The organism is Mixta sp. Marseille-Q2659, assembly GCF_940807255.1.
Taxonomy (GTDB): domain Bacteria; phylum Pseudomonadota; class Gammaproteobacteria; order Enterobacterales; family Enterobacteriaceae; genus Mixta.
On record NZ_CALNWY010000019.1, the window covers coordinates 1 to 23,800 of the forward strand.

The 23,800-nt window shown below is 54.0% G+C and carries 22 protein-coding genes, 1 rRNA gene and 1 pseudogene; 7 read left to right on the forward strand and 17 right to left on the reverse strand.

Annotated features, from left to right (window positions below; translation table 11 throughout):
- Positions 1-100, forward strand: a 5S ribosomal RNA gene (gene rrf / locus P3C52_RS13790); the annotation flags it as partial.
- Between the two features lie 249 nt (positions 101-349).
- Here the strand turns inward: rrf and P3C52_RS13795 are convergent.
- The 17 genes from P3C52_RS13795 to P3C52_RS13875 all read right to left on the reverse strand — a co-directional run bounded on the left by P3C52_RS13795 (position 350) and on the right by P3C52_RS13875 (position 16,371).
- Positions 350-1,105 carry an amino acid ABC transporter ATP-binding protein gene (locus P3C52_RS13795; RefSeq protein ID WP_275555554.1) on the reverse strand — a complete coding sequence of 252 codons (756 nt, stop codon included), beginning with the start codon at positions 1,103-1,105 and terminating at the stop codon, positions 350-352.
- An 11-nt stretch (positions 1,106-1,116) separates the two neighbouring features.
- Entirely contained in the window at positions 1,117-2,217 is a 1,101-nt protein-coding gene (locus P3C52_RS13800) for an amino acid ABC transporter permease (RefSeq protein WP_275555555.1), read from the reverse strand.
- Between the two features lie 15 nt (positions 2,218-2,232).
- A complete protein-coding gene (locus tag P3C52_RS13805; protein WP_275555557.1) occupies positions 2,233-3,411 on the reverse strand; it encodes an amino acid ABC transporter permease in 1,179 nt (392 codons plus the stop codon).
- A gap of 66 nt (positions 3,412-3,477) precedes the next feature.
- Positions 3,478-4,503 (reverse strand): amino acid ABC transporter substrate-binding protein, encoded by a 1,026-nt coding sequence (locus tag P3C52_RS13810; RefSeq protein ID WP_275555558.1) that lies wholly within the window; start codon positions 4,501-4,503, stop codon positions 3,478-3,480.
- A gap of 352 nt (positions 4,504-4,855) precedes the next feature.
- A complete protein-coding gene (gene lpxP / locus P3C52_RS13815) occupies positions 4,856-5,782 on the reverse strand; it encodes a kdo(2)-lipid IV(A) palmitoleoyltransferase (protein WP_275555559.1) in 927 nt (308 codons plus the stop codon).
- A gap of 194 nt (positions 5,783-5,976) precedes the next feature.
- Entirely contained in the window at positions 5,977-6,273 is a 297-nt protein-coding gene (gene fis, locus P3C52_RS13820) for a DNA-binding transcriptional regulator Fis (protein ID WP_000462905.1), read from the reverse strand.
- Between the two features lie 24 nt (positions 6,274-6,297).
- Positions 6,298-7,263, reverse strand: a complete 966-nt coding sequence (dusB, locus tag P3C52_RS13825) for a tRNA dihydrouridine synthase DusB (protein ID WP_250651569.1) — start codon at positions 7,261-7,263, stop codon at positions 6,298-6,300.
- A gap of 301 nt (positions 7,264-7,564) precedes the next feature.
- Complete coding sequence (locus P3C52_RS13830) at positions 7,565-8,233, reverse strand: carbonic anhydrase family protein (protein ID WP_275555560.1); 669 nt, start codon at positions 8,231-8,233, stop codon at positions 7,565-7,567.
- A 228-nt stretch (positions 8,234-8,461) separates the two neighbouring features.
- Positions 8,462-9,343, reverse strand: coding sequence for a 50S ribosomal protein L11 methyltransferase (prmA, locus tag P3C52_RS13835; protein WP_275555561.1), 882 nt, complete (start codon positions 9,341-9,343; stop codon positions 8,462-8,464).
- Between the two features lie 11 nt (positions 9,344-9,354).
- Positions 9,355-10,809 carry a sodium/pantothenate symporter gene (panF, locus tag P3C52_RS13840; protein ID WP_275555562.1) on the reverse strand — a complete coding sequence of 485 codons (1,455 nt, stop codon included), beginning with the start codon at positions 10,807-10,809 and terminating at the stop codon, positions 9,355-9,357.
- Positions 10,799-11,059, reverse strand: a complete 261-nt coding sequence (locus P3C52_RS13845; RefSeq protein WP_275555563.1) for a YhdT family protein — start codon at positions 11,057-11,059, stop codon at positions 10,799-10,801. Before P3C52_RS13845 ends, panF begins: the two co-directional genes overlap by 11 nt.
- Before the next feature lie 60 nt (positions 11,060-11,119).
- Positions 11,120-12,469: an acetyl-CoA carboxylase biotin carboxylase subunit gene (gene accC, locus P3C52_RS13850; protein ID WP_275555564.1), complete on the reverse strand. Its 1,350-nt coding sequence runs from the start codon at positions 12,467-12,469 to the stop codon at positions 11,120-11,122.
- Positions 12,470-12,480: 11 nt separating this feature from the next.
- Positions 12,481-12,948, reverse strand: a complete 468-nt coding sequence (gene accB, locus P3C52_RS13855; protein WP_275555565.1) for an acetyl-CoA carboxylase biotin carboxyl carrier protein — start codon at positions 12,946-12,948, stop codon at positions 12,481-12,483.
- 21 nt (positions 12,949-12,969) lie between these two features.
- Complete coding sequence (gene aroQ, locus P3C52_RS13860; protein ID WP_275555618.1) at positions 12,970-13,422, reverse strand: type II 3-dehydroquinate dehydratase; 453 nt, start codon at positions 13,420-13,422, stop codon at positions 12,970-12,972.
- Positions 13,423-13,658: 236 nt separating this feature from the next.
- A complete protein-coding gene (gene msrQ / locus P3C52_RS13865; RefSeq protein ID WP_275555566.1) occupies positions 13,659-14,264 on the reverse strand; it encodes a protein-methionine-sulfoxide reductase heme-binding subunit MsrQ in 606 nt (201 codons plus the stop codon).
- On the reverse strand, positions 14,265-15,269 hold the full coding sequence (msrP, locus tag P3C52_RS13870) for a protein-methionine-sulfoxide reductase catalytic subunit MsrP (RefSeq protein ID WP_275555567.1): 1,005 nt from the start codon (positions 15,267-15,269) through the stop codon (positions 14,265-14,267).
- A gap of 118 nt (positions 15,270-15,387) precedes the next feature.
- A complete protein-coding gene (locus P3C52_RS13875) occupies positions 15,388-16,371 on the reverse strand; it encodes an MDR family oxidoreductase (protein WP_275555568.1) in 984 nt (327 codons plus the stop codon).
- A gap of 215 nt (positions 16,372-16,586) precedes the next feature.
- Here P3C52_RS13875 and csrD point away from each other — a divergent pair, with 215 nt between their 5' ends.
- The 6 genes and pseudogenes from csrD (at position 16,587) to rng (ending at position 23,634) form a co-directional block, all read left to right on the forward strand.
- Entirely contained in the window at positions 16,587-18,536 is a 1,950-nt protein-coding gene (gene csrD, locus P3C52_RS13880) for an RNase E specificity factor CsrD (RefSeq protein WP_275555569.1), read from the forward strand.
- 304 nt (positions 18,537-18,840) lie between these two features.
- Positions 18,841-19,884 carry a rod shape-determining protein MreB gene (mreB, locus tag P3C52_RS13885; RefSeq protein WP_003855260.1) on the forward strand — a complete coding sequence of 348 codons (1,044 nt, stop codon included), beginning with the start codon at positions 18,841-18,843 and terminating at the stop codon, positions 19,882-19,884.
- Between the two features lie 70 nt (positions 19,885-19,954).
- Positions 19,955-21,085, forward strand: a complete 1,131-nt coding sequence (gene mreC, locus P3C52_RS13890) for a rod shape-determining protein MreC (protein ID WP_275555570.1) — start codon at positions 19,955-19,957, stop codon at positions 21,083-21,085.
- Entirely contained in the window at positions 21,082-21,570 is a 489-nt protein-coding gene (mreD, locus tag P3C52_RS13895; RefSeq protein ID WP_275555571.1) for a rod shape-determining protein MreD, read from the forward strand. Before mreC ends, mreD begins: the two co-directional genes overlap by 4 nt.
- A gap of 8 nt (positions 21,571-21,578) precedes the next feature.
- The gene (locus P3C52_RS13900) at positions 21,579-22,166 is read left to right on the forward strand and encodes a Maf family protein (RefSeq protein WP_275555572.1); all 588 of its coding nucleotides are present in this window, start codon (positions 21,579-21,581) and stop codon (positions 22,164-22,166) included.
- Positions 22,166-23,634: pseudogene (gene rng / locus P3C52_RS13905) on the forward strand (ribonuclease G). The gene P3C52_RS13900 and the pseudogene rng overlap by 1 nt, the downstream one beginning before the upstream one ends.
- Positions 23,635-23,800 lie beyond the last annotated feature (166 nt).

Here is a 23,800-nt window from a genome sequence, read left to right on the forward strand (position 1 = left end):
CGGTGGTCCCACCTGACCCCATGCCGAACTCAGAAGTGAAACGCCGCAGCGCCGATGGTAGTGTGGGGTCTCCCCATGCGAGAGTAGGGAACTGCCAGGCATCAAACCAGCGACGGAGCCTCAGCGAAAGCTGAGGCTTTTTCGTTTCTGTCATCAGAAAGATAGCTATCCGGGAAAACCAAAAAATACATTCTGCCGTTAAGCGCGCCAGCATCCTGCCAGACCAGACCAGACCAGACCAAACCAAACCAAACCAAACCAAACCAAACCAAACCAAACCAAACCAAACCAAACCAAACAAGCCAGACCAGACCGAATTTCTCCGGCCCGGCCCGCGTTAACTTTATCCTTAATGAATAACCTGCGATAAAAAAGTACGAGTTCGTTCAGATTTGGGATGAGCAAAGAACTCTTCCGGCGGCGCTTGCTCGACAATCTCACCACGATCCATAAAAATTACGCGGTCGGCAACCGTGCGGGCAAAGCCCATCTCATGCGTGACACAAAGCATCGTCATTCCATCCTCAGCCAGTCCAATCATCGTATCCAACACTTCCTTTACCATTTCTGGATCGAGCGCCGAGGTCGGTTCATCAAACAGCATAATTTTAGGCTTCATACAGAGTGAACGGGCAATGGCCACTCGCTGCTGCTGTCCCCCAGAAATCTGTCCGGGGAATTTATGCGCATGTTCAGCAATACGCACGCGTTCCAGGTAATACATAGCAAGCGCTTCGGCCTCTTTTTTAGGCATCTTGCGCACCCAAATCGGCGCCAGCGTACAGTTCTGTAAAACTGTCAGATGGGGAAAAAGATTAAAGTGCTGAAATACCATTCCCACTTCGGTTCGTACTTTTTCGATATTACGTAAATCATCATTCAAATGAATGCCGTCAACGATAATGCGCCCTTGTTGATGCTCTTCAAGATGATTGATACAGCGTATTGTTGTGGACTTCCCCGAGCCCGACGGGCCGCAAAGGACAATGCGCTCGCGTGGTTTAACCGTCAGATTGATATTTTTCAGCACATGAAATTGCCCATACCATTTATTCACATTTTCGAGCGTAATCATCGCATCGGCAGAATGAGTCACAGGTTTCATTAAAATATTCCTTAGTGCGCTTTACGCCCGGTGTTAAAACGTTTCTCAAGGCGCTGACTGTAGCGCGACATACTAAAACAGAAGATCCAGTAAACGAGGGCAGCAAAAACATAGCCTTCCGTCGACATGCCCAGCCAGGTGGGATCGACCGTAGCCTGCTGTACGCTACTGAACAGATCAAACAGACCGATAATGATCACCAGGCTGGTATCTTTGAACAGTGCGATAATGGTATTCACCAGGCCGGGGATCGTGAGTTTAAGTGCCTGTGGCAGGATCACCAGCAGCTGGGTTTTCCAGTAGCCCAGCGCCAGTGACTCAGCGGCTTCGGTTTGTCCTTTAGGCAATGCCTGTAAACCGCCTCGCACTACTTCCGCAACGTAGGCAGATTGAAAGAGAATCACGCCGACTAACGCCCTGACCAACTTGTCGATACTGGTGCCTTCCGCCATAAACAGCGGCAGCATGACCGATGACATAAACAACACCGTTATAAGCGGCACGCCGCGCCAAAACTCAATAAAGATCACAGCCAGAGCGCGCACGATCGGCATTTTCGAGCGGCGTCCCAACGCCAGTAAAATGCCCAACGGTAGTGCGCCGGCAATGCCTACCGCAGCAATAATCAGCGTCAGCGTTAAGCCGCCCCACTGGCGTGTTTCAACCTGTTCAAGACCAAAAAGCCCGCCATAAAGCATCAGCCAGACGAAAAGGGGAAAGACGACCGCCCAAACGGCAATATAACGTCCCCGGCGCGGCATCCGATTAATGAACATGGGAACAATCGAAAGCAGGCCGATAATTAAGGTGACATTAATACGCCAGCGTAGCTCGTGCGGATAAAGGCCATACATAAACTGACCAAAGCGTGCATGAATAAAGACCCAGCAGGCGCCTTCTTTGGTGCAGTCGGCGCGGCTATCACCAAACCAGTTGGCCTGGAAAATCAGCCAGTTAAGTGCAGGTGGAATAAGGCTCCATGCCAGCCATAAGCAGAACAAGGTCAGCAGGGAATTAAACCAGCTGGAGAAGAGATTTTTACGAGCCCAGGCCGAAATGCGTTTCACTGCATTGGTCGGAACGAGCGGCGTATCGTGTGTAGTTACTGTCATGATATTCCGTACCTTTTAACGCTCAACCAGCGCAATTTTGCGGTTATAGATATTCATCAGCAGTGAAATAAGCAGGCTGATAGTCAGGTAAACCGCCATCGTCATTGCAATGGTTTCAATCGCCTGGCCGGTCTGGTTGAGTACCGTCCCGGCAAATAGCGAAACCATATCGGGATAGCCGATCGCGGCCGCCAGCGAGGAGTTTTTCACGATGTTCAGGTACTGACTGGTTAACGGCGGGATAATGACCCGCATCGCCCGCGGGATAATGACCTGACGCAGCGTAACCTGTGCGGGCAGGGCCAGCGACATTGCGGCTTCATGCTGCCCATGCGGAACCGACTGAATACCGGAGCGAATCACCTCAGCGATAAATGAAGAGGTATAAATAGAAAGCGCAAGCGTCAGCGCCGCCAGTTCAGGAATTAATGCAAAACCGCCGCGGAAGTTGAAGCCGCGCAGTGCAGGGATATTCCAATGCATCGCCGCGCCAAACAGCAGGTGCGCAATCAGGGGAAAGATAATCAGCATTGCCAGCGCGGCGGGCCATGTGCGGCGCAGGCGGCCAGTCTTCAACTGAGAGGAGCGATTAAAACGGAACAGTGCGACGGTAGCGATAATGGCTAACAGAAGCGCAGCAATGAAAGGCAGCGTACCCGGCGTATATTCAGGCCAGGGAATATAGAGACCACGGTTACTGATAAAGGCGATGTCAAACGCGCTAAGCGCCTGACGGGGCCCAGGCAGATTGCGCAATACGGCGAAATACCAGAAAAAGATCTGCAGCAGCGGCGGGATATTGCGGAAGGTCTCAATATAACAAGCAGAGATTTTACGCAGCAGCCAGTTATCAGAGAGGCGCGCCAGACCGATAAAAAAGCCCAGCACAGAGGCAAATACAATACAGAGTGCGGAAACTAACAGCGTATTGGTTAAGCCAACCAGAAAAACGCGGGCGTAGGTATCGCCATCGGAATAATCGATGAGATGCTGCACAATGCCAAAGCCAGCGCCGCGTTCTAAAAAGCCAAAACCAGAAGTAATACCGCGGTTAGCCAGATTAATAACGGTGTTGTGGATTAGGTAACCCACCACGGCAAGGACCGCGAGAACCGCAAAAAGCTGGTAAACCCAGGCGCGAACCGCAGGATTAGAGAATGAAAAGTCCCTTTTTACGGTTGGGCGTTGAGACATGGTAGACCTCAGCAACGAGCATACTGACATGGGCACCGCGAACGGTGCCCTGTATGGGAGCAGAAATTAACGTACGGGCGGTGCGTACTGGATACCGCCATCTTTCCAGAGGGCATTTTGACCACGGGCTATTTTGAGCGGGCTATCTTTACCGACGTTGCGATCGAAACTCTCCTGATAGTTGCCGACCTGCTTGATAATGTTGTAAGCCCACTTATTATCCAGCTTCAGATCTTTGCCAAAATCGCCTTCTGAACCGAGCAGGTGCGCCATGTCCGGTGTGGTTGGTTTAGCTGCCATCTGGTCGACGTTTTTCGAGTTGATGCCCATCTCTTCGGCGTTAAGCATGGCGTAGAACGACCATTTTACGATGGTGAACCAGTCATCATCGCCACGGCGTACTAACGGCCCCAGCGGCTCTTTTGAAATGACTTCAGGCAGAACAATAAACTCATCGGGCTTGCCCAGCTTAATACGTAAGGCATAGAGCTGTGACTGATCGGAGGCCAGCGTATCGCAGCGGCCGCTATCGAGCGCTTTTGCTGATTCATCGGAACGGTCAAAGGTGACCGGCGTGTACTGCATCTTGTTGGCTTTAAAGTAATCCGCCACATTCAGCTCGGTATCGGTTCCCGCCTGAATACAGACGGTAGCGCCATCAAGCTCTTTGGCGCTCTTCAGTCCCGCTTTGTTATGAGTCAGGAAGCCGATGCCGTCATAGTAGTTAACGCCCGCGAACAGGAAACCCATGCCGCCATCGCGCGAAGAGGTCCAGGTAGTGTTGCGAGATAAAAGGTCGACTTCGCCAGACTGCAGCGCGGTAAAGCGCTCCTTGGCGGTCAGCGGGGTATATTTCACTTTGTTGGCATCACCAAATACAGCGGCAGCCGTCGCACGGCAAACATCAACATCCAGTCCGGTGAATTTGCCGCCTGCATCAGCGTAAGAAAAGCCTGGCAGGCCATCGCTGATACCACACTGGACGAATCCCTTTTTCTTAATGGCATCAAGCGTAGTGCCAGCGTGAGCCTGGTTAACGACGGCCATTAGCGACGTGGTTGCAACCAGAGCGGAGAGCATCATTTTATTCATAAATAATCCTGTGTGGCGTAATCGTATTGTTATGTTGGTGACGAGTGCTTTTGCTGCACTTTTCCTGTCTGTGGCGGTCAGCCATCCACAACTGTGCAAAGAAAATGCCAGAGTTGCGGAATCCTGATTATTTGTAGGGATAGTGTTAATAACTGAGGGTAATTGACGAGTTTGGTTACTATCGCGCACCAACATGAGGCGACGTAAGTCGCCGCGATCACAAAGAGTGCAAACAGTTTAACAATATCATCGCAATGTGAGCTGGCGCGCATATTAAAGCGCTATGAAGCTGCGCGCATAAAAAAGCCCGCTGGAGACCGCCAGCGGGCTGTGTTCAATGCAGATTGGGTTATTAATAAAGCGAGGTCACGCCTGCCGGGCGGGTTTTAAAACGGCGGTGCAGCCAGAGATACTGGCTCGGCGCACGCAAGATTTCCCGTTCGATAATTTTATTCATATAAGCGGCGGCGGCCTGCTCATCATCCAGCGGATAATCTCTCAGTTCCGGCTGAATCACCAGTTCATAGCCCTGGCCACGCTCTTTACGAATCAGAACCACGGTAATCATTGCCGGTTTCGCCATGCGGGCCAGCATAAAGGTGCCGCTGGTGGTAGCCGCCTGCGGTACGGCAAACAGCGGAGCGAACACGCTGCCTTTCGGACCGTAATCCTGATCGGGCGCAAACCAGACGGCTTCGCCTTGCTTAAGCGCCTTAACCATGCCGCGCAGATCGCGGCGGTCTATCATCGCTTTATTTGAGCGAGTGCGGCCTTTGGTTTGTACCCACTCCATCAGCTTGCTGTTGTGCGGGCGATACATAGCCATCATTGGCTGACACAGGCCCATGGTGCGGCCTCCCAGCTCCAGCGACATAAAATGCACGCCGATAATCAACGCGCCACGCTTATCTTTTTGCGCCGCCTGCAGATTGTGCAGGCCATTAACGGTAAACCAGCGTTTGACGCGCGCATCAGACCAAAACCAGGCCATACCGGTTTCCATCAGGCCCATGCCTAACGATTCAAAATTATGAACGATCCGCAGCTCCAGCTCCGCCTTATCCAGCTCGGGGAAACAAAGTTCCAGGTTACGTCGCGTAATACGAACCCGGCGCGGCAGGAAACGCATCGAGGTGCGGCCCATCCAGACACCGAGGCGCTCAAGCAACGGAAAGGGAAGCTGAACCAGCAGAAACAGGACGCCGAGTCCAAACCAGGTAAACCAATAGCGGGGATGTAACAGCTCAACAGTAAAACGTGGAGACGATTTCGATTTCATGACGCTCTCATATGCGTGAAAGAAGGATGTAACGCATAAAGGTGCCAATCAGTCGCGGTACAGATTCTCAGACAGCGGTTGGGTAAAGAAGTTAGGTAGGACGGCCCGTATTTACAAAAAACGGACAATTCTTGCGTGCCAGGCATTAAAAAAGGCGCACCCGGAAGATGCGCCTTTTTTTACAGCCGTGAAGATTAGTTCATGCCGTATTTTTTCAGTTTCTTACGCAGCGTACCGCGGTTGATGCCCATCATCAGGGCTGCACGGGTCTGGTTGCCACGGGTATATTGCATCACCATGTCCAACAGAGGCTGCTCTACTTCAGCCAGTACCAGCTCATACAGATCATTCACATCCTGACCATTCAGTTGAGCAAAATAGTTCTTCAGTGCCTGTTTTACCGAATCACGCAGCGGCTTTTGCGTCACCTGATCCTGTGAGTTAACGGTAGAAACGGTCAGTACGTCAGAATTTACGCGTTGTTCGAACATAGTTCTGTCAGCTCTTTATTTCGTTTACGCAAGTTTTTCGAAGTATGCCTCCAACGCCTCCAGCTGTTCGCTGGCATCCTCTATGGCGTTGAATGTGCGCCGAAACTGGTCGTTCGGGGCGTTCTCCTGGAGATACCAGGAGACGTGTTTTCGTGCAATACGGTATCCCTTGCCGTGACCGTAAAAGTCGTGCAGTTCCCGTATATGCCCGATTAGCAAGCGCTTCACTTCTGCCAGCGGCATGGGTGGGAGCAACTCCCCAGTGTCCAGATAATGCTGGATTTCCCGGAAGATCCACGGTCTTCCCTGAGCGGCACGGCCTATCATCAGAGCGTCAGCTCCCGTATAGTCGAGTACCGCCCTGGCCTTGTGCGGGTCAGTAATGTCTCCGTTCGCGATAACCGGAATGGAAACGTTCTGCTTAACTGTCCGAATGCTGTCGTATTCAGCATTGCCGTTGAACAAACAGGCGCGGGTACGTCCATGAATGGTCAAAGCCTGGATACCACAACGTTCAGCCAATTGGGCAATTTCAGTGCAATTACGATTGTCTCTATCCCAGCCGGTACGAATCTTTAAGGTAACCGGCACCTCTACGGCATTAACCACGGCGGTAAGAATATTCTTCACCACATCGGGATATTGCAGCAGCGCGGAGCCTGCCATCTTACGATTAACCTTTTTGGCCGGGCAGCCCATATTAATGTCGATAACCTGTGCGCCGGATGCCACATTAATCCGGGCCGCTTCAGCCATCTCATCAGGATCGCAACCGGCAATCTGCACGGCACGAATTCCGGGCTCGTCACTATGAACCATGCGCAAACGAGACTTATCGCTGGCCCAAACTTCTGGGTTCGACGACATCATCTCAGAAACGGTCATCCCGGCCCCCATCTGATAACAAAGCGTTCTGAAAGGCCTGTCAGTAATACCGGCCATCGGAGCGGCTATCAGTTGATTACGGAGCTGGTGTTGTCCAATGCGCATGAAAAGAAGTGACCGTATCTACTCGCAAGGCGGCGTATATTACGCATTTTTTAATGAAGATGAAAGGCCAAACTTTGAACAATCAGCGGGTAAAAATCATGGAAAAGCCGGTTACTGTTTGACCCTTTAAACTTTATCTTTAAAAAACATGACGTTAAAAATATAAGCCTGAATTGTGAGCAAAGATTTTTCTTAAAATGTGATCGCGTCGGCAGTATAAAAGCGCGTTTCCGACAGGTAAAACCAGAGGAACGACGTGAATAGCGCGCATCAAACTGGTCGTAATAACCACAAAAACGCCTTATTCCGTAATCTGCCTGCCATGCAGCGGCTGCAGCGGACGGTTATTTGCATTACGCAGCGCTCTAGCAAAACGCGCCAGCTGAGCGTGCGAAGCTTCTACCGGCCGTTTCATTACCAGGCAGATAAAGCCTTCGGTACAGGGTGGCGTGGTCAGCGAGCCGCTAAAGCGATAATAGTGTTTATCCTGAGGAAAGCGTTTTTCCAGCATCATATCCTGCTGTAAGGCTTGCTCCTGATGCACCGTCGTTGGCAAAACATCAAGTAAGATATCCAGCGCCGGGTTGGTTTTACCCGGCGTCAGCATGACGGCTAACACGGCCAGCTCGCCTTGACTGTTAGCGTGGAAAAAATGCAGCTCCAGAGGAAAACGCTGTCCGTTAATGTGGTTTTCGCTGGGCGAATGAAAGTGGAACTGTTTTAAATTCCAGATCTGCCCATCCAGCAAAAAATCATCTTCATCATGGACGGTAATTTGGATCGTATGGCCATTATTAACGATCGATTTCACATTGGTATGAAAATTAAAGTCTAACGGCGGCAGGTTGGCGGAAACGGGATGACTGATATTAATGGGCGACTGATACATGCCTTCCTTACAGGTTTGCCACTGTTCACTTAACTCACCCCAGTGTTCGGGCGAGCCTTTTCCTTCATATGACCGGGTCATCTGCGCGCATGTTGCTGAGAAGCAGGCCAGCGTCAAAGCCAGCAGTGTATAAGGGGTTTTTAGCATACCGAATCCTTTCCTGTTAATGCCGGCGCATCATGCGCCTTTAGATAGCCTGAAGATATTAAACGGGCGGAGTATAAAAAATAACCGGGTTAAATTATCAGGAAAGTCAACGATGGGGTAGCGCGCTGCGGCTGATATACGCAGCGCGCCGGGGATTAAGCACTAACGGCAAATACCGGTAATGCGGCACCATTCCTCTTTTTCTGCAACCGGATCGAGCGCAAAGCGTTCTGCATAGGCTTCGCACACGCTCTCTGCCTGGCTGGCGAGAATACCGGATAGGCCTAGATAGCCGCCCGATTTCGGCAGGGCGCTAATCAGCGGTGCCAGTTCACGCAGCGGTCCGGCAAGGATATTCGCCACCACAACATCGGCGCTCAGATCGGCAGGTTGCTGGTGGGGCAGATAGAGCGACAGCCGATCGGACACGCCATTACGCTCGGCATTATCCCGGCTGGCCTGGATCGCCTGCGGATCGATATCAATGCCGATCGCCTGTGCGGCGCCCAGCTTAAGCGCGGCGATCGCCAGGATGCCGGAACCGCAGCCAAAATCGATAACCGTCTTGCCCTGCAGATCCAAACCATCGAGCCAGCTCAGGCAGAGCGCGGTCGTGGGATGGGTGCCGGTGCCGAAAGCCAGACCGGGATCGAGCATGACATTCACCGCGTTGGGATCGGGCACGTCGCGCCAGCTTGGGCAGATCCACAGGCGCTCTCCGAAACGCATCGGATGAAAATTCTCCATCCATTCACGTTCCCAGTCCTTATCTTCGATCTGTTCGATCTTATGGCGGAAACCTTTCCCCAGCAGCGGATCCTGCTCCAGCAGCTGGATTACTTCCGCCATATCCGTTTCGGCATCGAACAGGCCAATCGCATCGGTATCGCCCCACAGGCGGGTTTCGCCCGGCAGCGGCTCGAATACCGGCGTGTCGTGCGTATCCTGGAAGGTTACCGACACGGCACCCTGTTCCATTAACAGGTCACCCAGCGCTTCAGCATCCGCGCCGGTAGTGTTGATCTTAATTTGTATCCAGGGCATAGCAATTCTCTTTATTCGTACAGTGAAGAGGTGTCGTCCGGCGACGACGCCGAACGGCCAAACAAGTTACCGATAATAAAGGCCAGCAGGCTTAACAGCAGCGCTGGCACTATCGGATGGAAGCCAGCCGGTTGCATATGCAGCGCAGCCAACAGCGTATAAGAGGCCGCGCCGGCAATCATGGCGCTCAGCGCGCCCGCGGCATTGGCTTTTTCCCAATAAAGGCCCAATACCAGCGGCCAAAGGAAAACCGCTTCCAGCCCGCCAAAGGCCAGCAGATTTAGCCAGATCAGCATATCGGGCGGGTTCCATGCCGCCAGCAGCAGCAGTAAGCCGATGACCAGCGTCACGACGCCAGAGAGGCGGCGCAGGCGCGGCTCGTTATCCATGTGCTGTGGATACAGACGCAGATAGAGATCTTTCACGATCGTCGCGGACGACTGCAGCAACTGAGCGTTAATGGTCGACATAATGGCCGCCATCGGCGCCGCTAAAAAGATCCCGGCGGCGAAAGGCGGCAACACGGTCAGCATCAGCGTTGGAATAACGCGATCCGGCACCGTCAGATCGGGCAGGATCGCCCGTCCCAGCGCGCCCGCCAGATGCATACCAAACATCAGCACTGCCACCACAACGGTGCCAACGATAATACCGCGATGCACCGCCTTGCTGTCTTTATAGGAGATGCAGCGCACCGCCGTATGGGGCAGACCGATAACGCCAAAGCAGACCAGCACCGCGAAGGAAGAGAGGAAAGTCGGCGTAATGATATTGTCCACGCCCTGCGGCGCAACCAGCTGCGGATCGATATGTTGCAGCTTGCTGACGGCGGCGGACATGCCGCCAGCCGCATGAACGACGGCAAACAGCAGCAAAAACGTACCGACCAGCATCACCAGTCCCTGCATTGCATCGTTCAGCACGCTGGCGCGAAAGCCACCGAAAGCGGTATAGAGCGCCACGGTTCCACCGAAAATCAGCAGGCCGGTATCGTAAGGAATGCCCGCTGCGGTCTCCAGTAGCCGGGCGCCGCCGATAAACTGCACCGTCATCGCGCCGACAAAGGCCACCAGCAGGCTCAGGCTCGACAGCCAAACCAGCAGCGGGCTGCGGTAGCGGGCATAGAGCATGTCATTCAGGGTAACCGCATTATAGCGGCGCGCCAGGATTGCAAACTTCTTGCCCAGAATGCCTAGCGACAGCCAGACGGCGGGCACCTGAATCATCGCCAGCAGCACCCAGCCGAGACCATATTTATAGGCTGCGCCGGGGCCGCCGATAAAAGAGCTGGCGCTGATATAAGTGGTGGTCAGCGTCATGGCCAGCACGAAGCCGCCCATAGAGCGACCGCCAAGAAAATATTCGTTAAGGAAGTTTCCCTGCTGACGTTTGCGCATGGCATACACGGACAGCACGCCAATCAGCAGCAGGTAGCCCAGCAGGGGAAGAATGACTTCAGCTTTCACGATCGTCCTCCAGCGAAATATCACGGAAGCAGATGCGGATCATCAGCCAGCAAAGGAAAATAAACAGCAGCGGAGCAAACAGACAGGAGAGTTCAAACCAGCGCGGCAGGCCGGTGAAGCCGGGCTGCGTGCCGCCGAGCCAGGCAGAGAGCGCCCAGACGGTGAGATAAGCGATCGCCAGCCAGAAAGACCAGCGGGCTTCACGGTGTGCCTGAATAAAGCGCGCATCAGTAATAGTGCTTTTCATCATCAGCAAAACCAAAAAGAGAAAAGGCCGGACAAGCCGGCCTCAGACAGGGCAACAGGAGAATTACTTCTCCGCCAGACCCAGTTTTTTCTCCAGATAGTGGATGTTCGTTCCACCGTGCTGGAAGTTTTCATCGCACATGATCTTCATCTGCAGTTCGACGTTGGTTTTAATGCCGTCGATGATCAGCTCAGCCAGCGCATTCTTCATGCGGGCGATGGCCACGTCACGGTTTTCGCCGTAAGCGATCAGTTTGCCGATCATGGAATCGTAGTATGGCGGCACGGTGTAGCCGGCATAAATATGCGATTCCCAACGTACGCCGAAACCGCCAGGCGCGTGGAAGCGGGTGATTTTGCCCGGACTCGGCAGGAAGGTGTTCGGATCTTCCGCATTGATACGGCACTCCACCGCGTGGCCTTTCACTACCACTTCTTCCTGTTTGATCGACAGCGGCTGACCGGCAGCGATACGCAGCTGCTCTTTAATCAGATCCACGCCGGTGATCATTTCGGTAACCGGATGTTCAACCTGAATACGGGTGTTCATTTCAATGAAGTAGAACTCGCCGTTTTCATACAGGAACTCGAAGGTACCTGCACCGCGGTAGTTGATTTCCACGCAGGCCTGGGTGCAGCGTTCGCCGATATAACGGCGCATCTCTGCGGTAATACCCGGCGCTGGCGCTTCTTCCACCACTTTCTGGTGACGACGCTGCATAGAACAGTCGCGTTCTGCCAGATAGATAGCGTTGCCCTGGCCATCCGCCAACACCTGAATTTCGATGTGGCGCGGATTTTCCAGGTATTTCTCCATATAAACCATGTCGTTGTTGAAAGCAGCTTTCGCTTCCGCACGGGTCATGTTGATGGAGTTTTCCAGCTCTTTATCGCTGCGAACTACGCGCATACCGCGTCCGCCGCCGCCGCCGGAGGCTTTGATAATAACCGGATAGCCGATGCGCTTGGCAATCGAACGGTTCTTATCCATATCATCGCCCAGCGGGCCGTCAGAGCCGGGTACACAAGGAACGCCAGCTTTTTTCATCGCGTTGATCGCGGAAACTTTATCGCCCATCAGACGAATGGTTTCAGCACGCGGACCGATGAAAATAAAGCCGGAACGCTCTACCTGCTCGGCAAAATCAGCGTTTTCTGACAGGAAGCCGTAGCCTGGGTGAATCGCTACCGCGCCGGTGATCTCCGCTGCGGAAATCAGTGCCGGGATATTCAGGTAGCTTTTTACTGACGGCGCCGGACCGATACAAACGGTCTCATCCGCCAACAGCACATGTTTTAAATCGCGATCCGCCGTGGAATGTACCGCAACGGTTTTGATGCCCAGTTCTTTACAGGCACGCAAAATACGCAGGGCAATTTCACCACGGTTGGCAATAACAATTTTATCCAGCATGGTTCGCCTCGTTATTCGATGACGACCAGCGGCTCGTCAAACTCAACAGGTTGACCGCTTTCGACCAGGATAGCTTTAACCACGCCCGCCTTGTCTGCTTCGATCTGGTTCATCATTTTCATCGCTTCAACGATGCAAAGGGTATCGCCGATGTTAACCTTCTGGCCCACTTCAACAAACGCTTTAGCGTCCGGGCTTGGGGTGCGGTAGAAGGTGCCGACCATCGGTGAACGAACAATATGACCACTCAGTTCAGCAGCGGCAGGTGCTTCCATCGCTGGCGTGCTGGCTGGCGCAACGGCGGTAGCCAATGCCGGCTGCGGAGCCGGTGCGGCGTAAGCCTGTTGCATCATGGGATAAGGAGCGGCTGCAGGTGCGCGGCTGATACGAACTGATTCTTCGCCTTCGGAAATTTCAAGTTCAGCGATACCGGATTCTTCAACCAGTTCGATCAGTTTTTTAATCTTACGAATATCCATGAGTGTGGTTCCGTACTCTGTTTAATTTGATTTTGACAGGCGTTTTACTGCCGTTTGTAAAGCCCAGGAGTAACCGTCGACGCCAAGTCCACAGATTACACCGGCAGCGATATCAGAAAGCCAGGAATGGTGGCGGAAAGGCTCGCGGGCATGCACATTGGAGATATGCACCTCGATAAAGGGAATCTCCACCGCCAGCAGCGCATCGCGCAGCGCTACGCTGGTATGAGTAAAAGCCGCCGGGTTGATGACGATGTAATCGACGTTGCCTCTCGCCTCGTGAATACGTTCAATCAGAACGTGTTCTGCATTCGACTGCAAATGGCTGAGTTTCACATTCAACGCGCTGGCCTGCGATGTCAGATCGTCTACGATCCCGGACAGCGTGGTGTGCCCATATTTGTCCGGCTCCCGCGTCCCCAGTAAATTGAGGTTGGGGCCATTCAAGAGCAGAATATGAAAATCATGCGCCATTTTGCTGCTATCTCCTGCAATAAGTGAGGCATCGCGTAAAATACCTTGGGAAAAGCCATTTGTCACCTTTCTCCAGCGAAAAATGGTCCTTCATAGCAACTAAGGTCGGGCATTATATCTATTTCGTTACTTTTCGCAGCTAAATACTGGTCTTATCTGCGAAGATTATCAACCGCAGGCGGGGAAACTTTTAGAGAAGTTAAACAGATATGTGGGATGCGGCACAGATTATGCCGCTATTTAACGAACCACTTACGTATCTTCTTGTGCCGATAAAGCAGCAAGATCGCCGCGATAAGCGCGTATATCACCGGCTGTGGCGAAATGACTTTTACCGACCAGATATAGTGAATCGGCGCCAGAATAGCGACCAGATAAATCGTATTATGTAGCGTTTGCCAGCGCCGTCCCAGTTTGCGCTGCGCCTTTTGAAAAGAGGTCAGCGCCAGCGCCATCAGGATTAGCCAACTGATAATACCGAGTGTTAAATAGGGGCGTGATATCAGCTCAGATCCCAACAGCCGCATATTGCTGAGGCCGAGTTCCAGCAGCGAATAACTCACGAGATGCAGCGTCGCCCAGGCAAAGCACCACAAACCCAGCAGACGGCGCACCCGAATCAGCAGCGGCTGACGACCATAGCGCGCCAGCGGCGTGACCAGTAGCGTGGCGAGCAAAAATTTCAGCGCCATCCTGCCGGTAAAATGTTGTATATCCTTCGCCGGATCGGCGCTGAAGCCGGTTCCCTGCCAGACGGCGAAAACCAGCCACAACAGCGGCAGCAATCCCGCCAGGTGCAGCAGCACCTTCAGGCCGGTCACCTGTTTTAACGTCAGACGCACTCAGAAGTTCTCCCGTAAATCGAGTCCGCGATAAAGCGACGCAACCTGTTCCGCATAGCCGTTAAACAGTAACGTCGGCTGCCGCTTCACATCTAAAATTCCGCCGCTGCCGATAAAGCGCTCGGTAGCCTGCGACCAGCGCGGGTGATCGACATGCGGATTTACATTGGCGAAAAAGCCATACTCATCCGGCGCCAGCTGGTTCCAGGTAGTAGGCGGCTGGTCGCGCGTCAGCTTGATATGAACAATGGATTTAATGCCTTTAAAACCATATTTCCATGGCACCGTTAACCGAATCGGCGCGCCATTTTGCGGCGGCAGCGCTTTACCGTAAACGCCGGTGGAAAGCAGCGTCAGCGGATGCATCGCCTCATCGAGGCGCAATCCTTCTATATAAGGGTAATCCAGCCCGCCACCGATAAAGCGATCTTTCTGGCCGGGCATTTGATCGGGCGCGTAAACCGTTTGAAAAGCGACGTAACGCGCATTGCTGGTGGGTTCGGCGGCTTTCAGCAATTGACTCAGTTCAAAGCCGACCCAGGGAACCACCATCGACCAGGCTTCAACGCAGCGCATACGATAAATGCGCTGCTGTTGCGGGAACCGTTTAAAAATATCATCCATATCCAGCGTCAGCGGCTTCGCCACTTCACCATCGATACGGATCTTCCAGTCTTCTGTTTTCAGCGTGCCGGCGTTAGCGGCAGGATCCGCCTTATCCAGGCCAAACTCATAAAAATTGTTATAACCGCTGACTTTATCTTCCGGCGTCAGGGGAAGCTGCGTCTGCCAAACTTCTGGTTTACTGAATTGCAGCGGACGACCCGCGGGCGCGGGCGGGCGATCGTTGCCCTTGAACCAGGAAAGCACATCGGCGCGAGCGCCTCCCGGTACGCTTAGCGCCGCCGCGCTCAGGCCTAGCGCTTTCAGCACCTGACGGCGCTGCTGATGGAAAATAGATTCGGGGGTTACATCGGCTTCGGTTAGCTTTTTCACCGGCTTCATGGCGTGGCTCCTGTGCAAGCTCCCCGCCATGCAAGCGGGGAGCGAATACCTAAGCATGAAGCAAAAAGCGCATCCGTCGCGCGTTTTAGCGCGAAAATATGAAATTTCCTGGGAAAGCTTATGTACGGCTTATTTTTACCAACGTGCGACCGGTGACTTCATTATTCAGCAGGCGCTGCGCTGCGTCCGCGGCTTCCGCTAAGGTCACTTCGGTGGTGGCCTGCTGGTAGAAGCTGGCTGGCACTGTTTTGACCAGGCGTTTCCATGCTTCAATACGGCGCGCCGCTGGCGTCTGGACTGAGTCCACGCCCTGCAGCCGCACATTGCGCAGAATAAACGGCATCACCGACGTCGGCAGAGCAAAACCGCCCGCCAGGCCACAGGCCGCGACCACGCCGGAGTAGTGCATTTGCGCCAGCACGCTGGCAAGCACCTTGTCGCCTACGGTATCAATCGCGCCGACCCAGCGCTGTTTTTCCAGCGGACGGCTGTCGGCGGCGAATTCGCTGCGCGGCAACACATTGACGGCGCCGAGCTGGCGTAAATAATCCGTATTGCTTTCGCGCCCGCTGACGGCGGTGATCTGATAGCCCAGCGCGCTCAACAGCGCGACCGCCGTGCTGCCAACGCCACCACTGGCGCCGGTCACCAGCACTTCGCCTTTTTCTGGCGTAATGCCGCCATCTTCCAGCGCCATCACACACAGCATGGCGGTAAAACCAGCGGTGCCGAGGATCATTGCCTGCCGCTCACTCAGTCCTTCCGGCAGCGGCACCAGCCAGTCGCCGTTTACGCGTGCTTGTTCTGCCAGGCCGCCCCAGTGCGTTTCGCCGACGCCGAAGCCGGTTAAAATCACCTGCTGCCCCACGTGAAAACGCGGATCTTCGCTGTGATGCACCGTACCGGCAAAATCGATACCGGGCACCATCGGGAACTGACGAATAATTTTGCCTTTGCCGGTAATCGCGAGCGCATCTTTATAGTTAATGCCTGACCAGCTAACATCCACGGTCACGTTACCCGACGGCAGCTGCTCTGGCGAAACATCACTCAATACCGTGCGGTATGCGCCGTCAGACTGCTCGATCAGTAAAGCCTGCATGAGATTCTCCTGAATTTTATTTTTCAATGGTAACGATAAGGTCTCTGGCAACTATACTCGCCGAATGTTAGCAGAGGCTGACCAGCCGCAAATAAACAACGGGCATATTCGGTTATTTTAACGCTGACAACGCTGGCAGTTTCAGATCGTTTACAATCTGGCACCCGCTTAATCGTTAATAGCGTGGTCATAACCGCAGTGAAAAAGGCACAGGGATGCGATTAACCACAAAACTATCAGCGTCTGTCACGCTGCTTATCACTCTGGCAATGGTTTTAATGTTGGTCGGCTGCGCGCTGAGTTTCTTCTGGCTGCGCAGCGAACGCGTTGAAAAACAGGTGCAGTCGCTGATGACAGAAGTGGATCAGGCGCTGCTGACGCAAAGCCCGACGGAGCTGAAGCCTTGGCTGCAACGCATGATGCCGCTTATGGACATTGAGCAGGTTCAGATCCTCGAAAGGCAAAAGGTTATTCTCTCACTTTCCCGCCATCAATATCCTCTGCTGGAGGATGTGCCGAATCGTTTTCGCCGCTACGACCTGCCGCTGCTACATCAGCAAGGCCTGATACTGCGCGTTGAACTGCTCGATCCGGCGAATACCTGGTTTAGCTCTTTTGTCGGCTCTTCAACCATTATTGTTATCGTGCTGGTGGCGGCATTTATGATGCTGTTGCTGCTTCCGACCCATCGTTGGCTATGGCGTCAGTTAAAAGGTATGGAAAGCCTGGAAACGCGGGCTGAGCGCATCCTTGAGGGCGAACGGCGGGGAATAGGGCGTGGTAATGTCAATGAATGGCCGCCGAAAGCTTCGACGGCGATCGATCTGCTGCTGGACGACCTTCAGGAAGCGGGCGAACAGCGTACCCGCATTGATACGCTGATTCGTGCTTTTACGGCGCAAGACGCCGCCACCGGCCTTAATAACCGGCTGTTTTTCGATAATCAGCTGGCAACGCTGCTGGAAGATCAGGAAAAAGTGGGAACGCATGGCGTGGTTATGATGATTCGCCTGCCTGATTTTGACAGCCTGAGCGAACACTGGGGCAACAGCGCCATGCAGGATTATCTTTTCTCGCTGGTGAATATGCTTTCCACCTTTGTTATGCGCTATCCCGGCGCCTTGCTGGCGCGCTACTTCCGCAGCGATTTTATGGTGCTGCTACCGCATCGCACCCTGAAAGAAGCGGGCACCATGGCCGAACAGCTGATAAAAGCGGTAGATGCGTTGCCGCCTACGCCGATGATCGACCGGCAAAATATGATTCATATCGGTATCAGCGCCTGGTGCAGCGGACAAACCACGCAGCAGGTAATGGAAAGCGTAGAGCAGGCCACGCGCCATGCCACCTTGCAGGGCGGCAATACCTGGATCGCTGGCGAAGGCGGCGATATGGAGAGCGGGCGCGGCAGCGTTAAATGGCGCACGCTGCTGGAACATACCTTAAAGCGCGGCGGCCCGCGGCTCTATCAAAAGCCCGCCGTGCTACGTAATGGACAGGTGCATCACCGCGAAATGCTGCCGCGCATCTTTGATGGCGAAAAAGAGCTGCTGGCCGCCGAGTTTATGCCGCTGGTTCAGCAAATGGGCCTTGCAGAAGCTTACGATCGCCAGATGATGCAGCGCATTATGGCGCTATCCGCCTGCTGGCCCGAAGAAACACTGGCGATCCCCGTTACCATCGACTCTTTATTACAGCCGGGCTTTCAGCGCACATTGCGCGATATGTTGCTTCAGTGTACAAAATCGCAGCGGCAGCGTTTTTTATTTGAACTTGCTGAGGCAGAAGTGTGTCAACACTTCAACCGTTTGCAGCCGGTGCTGCGTTTACTGAAAGGGTTTGGCTGCCGTCTGGCCGTCAGCCAGGCGGGATTAACCGTGGTCAGCACCGCCTATATTACCCAGGCTGGCGTAGAGCTGATTAAGCTCCATCCGGGCCTGGTACATAATATTGACCGTCGCACTGAAAACCAGCTGTTTGTGAAGAGTTTACTGGAAGTCTGTAAGATGACGCCGACACAGGTTTTTGCCGCAGGGGTCAAAACGCGCGATGAATGGCAAACGCTGTCGGCGCTAGGCGTTGCCGGCGGTCAAGGCGACTTTTTTTCCACTTCACAACTGGTTAACAGCAATGTGAAAAAATATTCGCAAAGAATTCGGGTTTAGCCGGATGATTTGACATAATAGCGCGCGGTTGTGGAGCCAGCGGCTGTTGCGGCGGCCAGCCGCCGTGGAATTTAAATGTTAGATTTTATAACTGTTATGTCCGCTTACCAGCCCGATTTCGTGGGCATTTAGCTGGTTTTAAGGCTGAATATTGTTGCCTCGCTTCGACGACTTGGTAACAAGCGCGAGATAGCGTGATTTTTCACCGAAGTAGAACGTTTTTGCGCCTTGTGGCGGCTTCGCGTGGTTGGTAAAGTAAGCGGATTTTATTTTCCGCCCCCAGCTTGCAGGATTATCCTTTAGTATGTTTAAAAAATTTCGTGGCATGTTTTCCAACGACTTGTCCATTGACTTGGGTACCGCGAATACCCTGATTTACGTCAAAGGCCAGGGTATCGTGCTGAATGAGCCCTCAGTCGTCGCCATCCGTCAGGATCGTGCCGGCTCCCCAAAGAGCGTTGCGGCAGTTGGTCATGATGCAAAGCAGATGCTTGGCCGTACGCCGGGTAACATTGCCGCTATTCGCCCAATGAAAGATGGCGTCATTGCTGATTTCTTTGTTACTGAAAAAATGCTTCAGCACTTTATTAAACAAGTGCATAGCAACAGCTTTATGCGTCCCAGCCCGCGTGTGCTGGTGTGCGTCCCGGTCGGCGCCACGCAGGTTGAGCGCCGCGCGATCCGTGAATCTGCTCAGGGAGCAGGCGCGCGCGAAGTGTTCCTGATTGAAGAACCGATGGCGGCGGCGATTGGTGCAGGCCTGCCGGTATCTGAAGCAACCGGCTCTATGGTGGTGGATATTGGTGGCGGTACCACCGAGGTTGCGGTTATTTCCCTGAATGGCGTGGTCTACTCTTCCTCCGTGCGTATCGGCGGCGACCGTTTTGATGAAGCTATTATTAATTATGTGCGCCGTAACTACGGTTCACTGATTGGTGAAGCGACCGCTGAACGTATCAAACATGAAATCGGCTCTGCCTATCCGGGCGACGAAGTGCGCGAAATCGAAGTGCGTGGTCGTAACCTGGCTGAAGGCGTACCGCGCGGCTTTACGCTCAACTCTAATGAGATCCTGGAAGCTCTGCAGGAGCCGCTGACCGGTATCGTGAGCGCGGTCATGGTAGCGCTGGAGCAGTGTCCGCCGGAACTGGCATCTGATATTTCCGAGCGCGGCATGGTATTAACCGGCGGTGGCGCGCTGCTGCGTAACCTGGATCGTCTGCTGATGGAAGAAACCGGTATTCCGGTCGTGGTGGCTGAAGATCCGCTGACCTGCGTCGCGCGCGGCGGCGGTAAAGCGTTGGAAATGATCGACATGCACGGCGGCGATTTGTTCAGCGAAGAATAATCTGCCAGAAGGGGAGCGACGGGCGAAAGCCACGCTCCCTCTTCTTGATGTCGGGGAATACGCAGAGTTTATGAAGCCAATTTTCAGCAGGGGGCCCTCCTTGCAGCTCCGCCTTTTTCTGGCGGTTATCGTGGCCATCGGCATTATTGTTGCCGACAGTCGCGTGGGTTCGTTTACCCAAATCCGTAACTACATGGACACGGCGGTAAGTCCATTCTATTTTCTGGCCAACGGGCCACGACAGATTCTGGACAGCGTTGCGGAAACGCTGGCCTCTCGCCAGCAGCTGGAGCAGGAAAATAAAGCGCTACAGCGCGAACTGTTTCTGAAAAACAGCGAACTGCTGATGCTGGGACAATACCGGCAGGAAAACGCGCGTCTGCGCGAACTGTTAGGCTCGCCGCTGCGTCAGGACGAGCAAAAAATGGTGACGCAGGTGATTTCCACCGGCACCGATCCCTATACCGATCAGGTGGTTATTGATAAAGGCAGCGTCAACGGCGTTTATGAAGGGCAGCCGGTTATTAGCGATAAAGGCGTAGTCGGCCAGGTCATTGCGGTAGGGCAAATGACCAGCCGCGTGCTGCTGATTTGCGATGCTTCCCATGCACTGCCGATTCAGGTATTGCGTAATGATATTCGTGTGATCGCCGCGGGCAACGGCTGCACGGAAGATCTGCAGCTGGAACATCTGCCGGGCAATACCGATATTCGCGTGGGCGATGTGCTGGTGACCTCCGGGCTCGGCGGCCGCTTCCCGGAAGGTTATCCGGTCGGCGTGGTGTCGTCCGTGAAGGTCGATACGCAGCGCGCCTATACTGTTATTCAGGCGAGGCCGACGGCCGGGCTTCAGCGTCTGCGCTATCTGCTGCTGCTGTGGGGCGCGGATCGTAACGGCGATCTGCCGATGGCGCCGGATGAGGTGCATCGGGTTGCGAATGAGCGTCTTATGCAAATGATGCCGCAGGTGCTGCCGCCTGCGGGAGAGATGGGGCCGCCGCTACCGCCAGAGGTACAAAATGCGCCAGCGGGAAGTGCCGCGCCCGCCAACGGCGCAGCGGTAAGCAACCCGACCGTCACGCAAAATAATCAGTCTGGCGCGCAGGGACGTCAACCCGCGACATCGGCCACAAACCCATCCGCTAACCCGCGTAATCAAGCGGCAGGCAGCCGACCTGTGACACAGGGAGGCCAACCTTGAGCCGCTACCGCAGTCATGGCCGCTGGGTGATCTGGCTTTCTTTCCTTGTCGCGCTGGTGCTGCAAATTATGCCGTGGCCGGACGATCTTTATATGTTCCGTCCCTCCTGGCTGCTGTTGATTCTGATCTACTGGCTGCTGGCGCTGCCGCATCGGGTAAGCGTCGGCACCGGTTTTCTGATGGGCGCGGTGATGGATCTCATCTCCGGCTCCACGCTTGGCGTACGTGCGCTGGCGCTCAGTATTATTGCCTACCTGGTCGCTTTCAAATTCCAGCTTTTCCGTAACCTGGCGTTGTGGCAACAGGCGTTAATGGTTATGGTGCTGTCGCTGGCGATGGACGTCATTGTTTTCTGGGCTGAGTTTTTAGTTATCAATATCTCGTTCCGACCAGAAATTTTCTGGAGCAGCGTGGTAGACGGTATTTTGTGGCCCTGGCTATTCTTATTGATGAGAAAGATTCGTCGTCAATTCGCAGTTCAGTAAGGACAACTATGCTATCCCTTTATCTTGCCTCCGGTTCACCGCGTCGTCGTGAACTGCTGACGCAGCTTGGCCTGCATTTTGAGCGCGTCATCACTGACGTGGAAGAGCTGCGTCGCGAGGAGGAGAGCGCGCAGCAGTATGTCCGTCGGCTGGCACGAGAAAAAGCGCAGGCGGGCGTGGCAGCCGCGCCGCAGGATCTGCCGGTGCTGGGTGCGGATACCATTGTGGTGCTGAATGGCGAAGTGCTGGAAAAACCGCACGATGCGCGTCACGCGGCGGATATGCTCGCACGCCTCTCTGGGAAAACGCATCAGGTTATGACGGCGGTGGCGCTGGCCGATCGTCAGCGTGAACTGGATTGTCTGGTGATAACGGAAGTGACCTTCCGTTTGCTGACACCGCAGGATATTCACGACTATATCGCCAGCGGCGAACCGATGGATAAGGCGGGCGCCTACGGTATTCAGGGGCTTGGCGGCAATTTTGTCAGAAAAATTAACGGAAGCTATCATGCTGTGGTTGGCCTGCCGCTGGTGGAAACCGGCGAACTGTTCAGTCATTTTCAATCATTGCGTGAGGTAGGTAAGGGGACATGATGACGGCTGAGCTACTGGTTAACGTTACGCCATCGGAAACGCGCGTAGCCTATATTGACGGCGGAATCCTGCAAGAAATCCATATTGAACGTGAAGCGAAGCGCGGTATTGTCGGTAATATTTATAAAGGCCGCGTAAGCCGCGTCTTGCCGGGAATGCAGGCGGCGTTTGTCGATATTGGTCTGGAAAAAGCGGCGTTTCTGCACGCCTCCGACATCATGCCGCATACAGAATGCGTGGCGGGCGAAGAGCAAAAAAACTTTAGCGTCCGGGATATTGCCGAGCTGGTGCGCCAGGGACAGGATCTCATGGTGCAGGTGGTGAAAGATCCGCTGGGCACCAAAGGCGCGCGCCTGACGACAGATATTACATTACCTTCGCGTTACCTGGTTTTTATGCCCGGCGCCTCGCACGTTGGCGTATCGCAGCGCATTGAAAGCGAAGCGGAACGCGATCGCCTGAAGGCGGTGGTTTCGGCCTACTGCGATGAGCAGGGCGGATTTATTATTCGCACCGCGGCGGAAGGTATTGGCGAAGAAGAGCTGGCGCAGGATGCCGCCTTTCTTAAACGCCTGTGGACGAAAGTCATCGAGCGTAAAAAACGCAATAAAACCCGCTGCCGTCTTTATGGCGAACTGGCGCTGGCGCAGCGCGTGCTGCGTGATTTCGCCGGCGCCGCGCTCGATCGTATTCGCATCGATTCACGCCTGACTTATGAACTGCTGCTGGAATTTACCTCTGAATATATGCCAGAGATGACTGCCAAACTGGAGCTTTACAGTGGGCGTCAGCCGATTTTCGATCTTTATGATGTGGAAAATGAAATTCAGCGTTCGCTCGATCGTAGGTCGAGCTTAAATCGGGCGGTTACCTGATTATCGATCAGACTGAAGCGATGACCACTATCGATATTAATACCGGCGCCTTTGTCGGCCATCGCAATCTCGATGAAACCATTTTTAATACCAATATCGAAGCGACGCAGGCGATTGCGCGCCAGCTGCGGCTGCGTAATCTCGGCGGCATTATCATCATCGACTTTATCGATATGAATAATGAAGAGCATCGCCGCCGCGTGTTGCACTCACTGGACAGCGCGCTCAGTAAAGATCGGGTGAAAACCAGTATTAACGGTTTCTCGGCGCTGGGGCTGGTGGAGATGACGCGCAAGCGTACCCGCGAAAGCATTGAGCATGTGCTGTGCCAGGATTGTCCGGTTTGCAAAGGGCGCGGCACGCTGAAAACGGTAGAAACTGTCTGCTACGAAATTATGCGGGAAATTGTGCGTGTGCATCACGCCTACGACTCCGATCGCTTCCTGGTCTATGTTTCGCCAAGCGTGGGCGAAGCGCTGAAAAGTGAAGAATCGCATGCGCTGGCCGAAGTGGAGCTATTTGTCGGCAAGCAGGTTAAGGTGCAGATCGAGCCGCTCTATACCCAGGAGCAGTTCGACGTGGTGATGATGTAAAATCTGGTTAATATTTTGGCTTGTCTTTGACTCTTTCTCTCCAGTCAAGCGCTAAAAATGCGCGTCGGTTTCAGGTAAACTCTGCTGACCTGATTCTCCCTGGCTGCTGCAACGGCACGTTCGGGAATATGAGCCAGCTTATTCATCCGTTCAGTTTGCGCAAAAC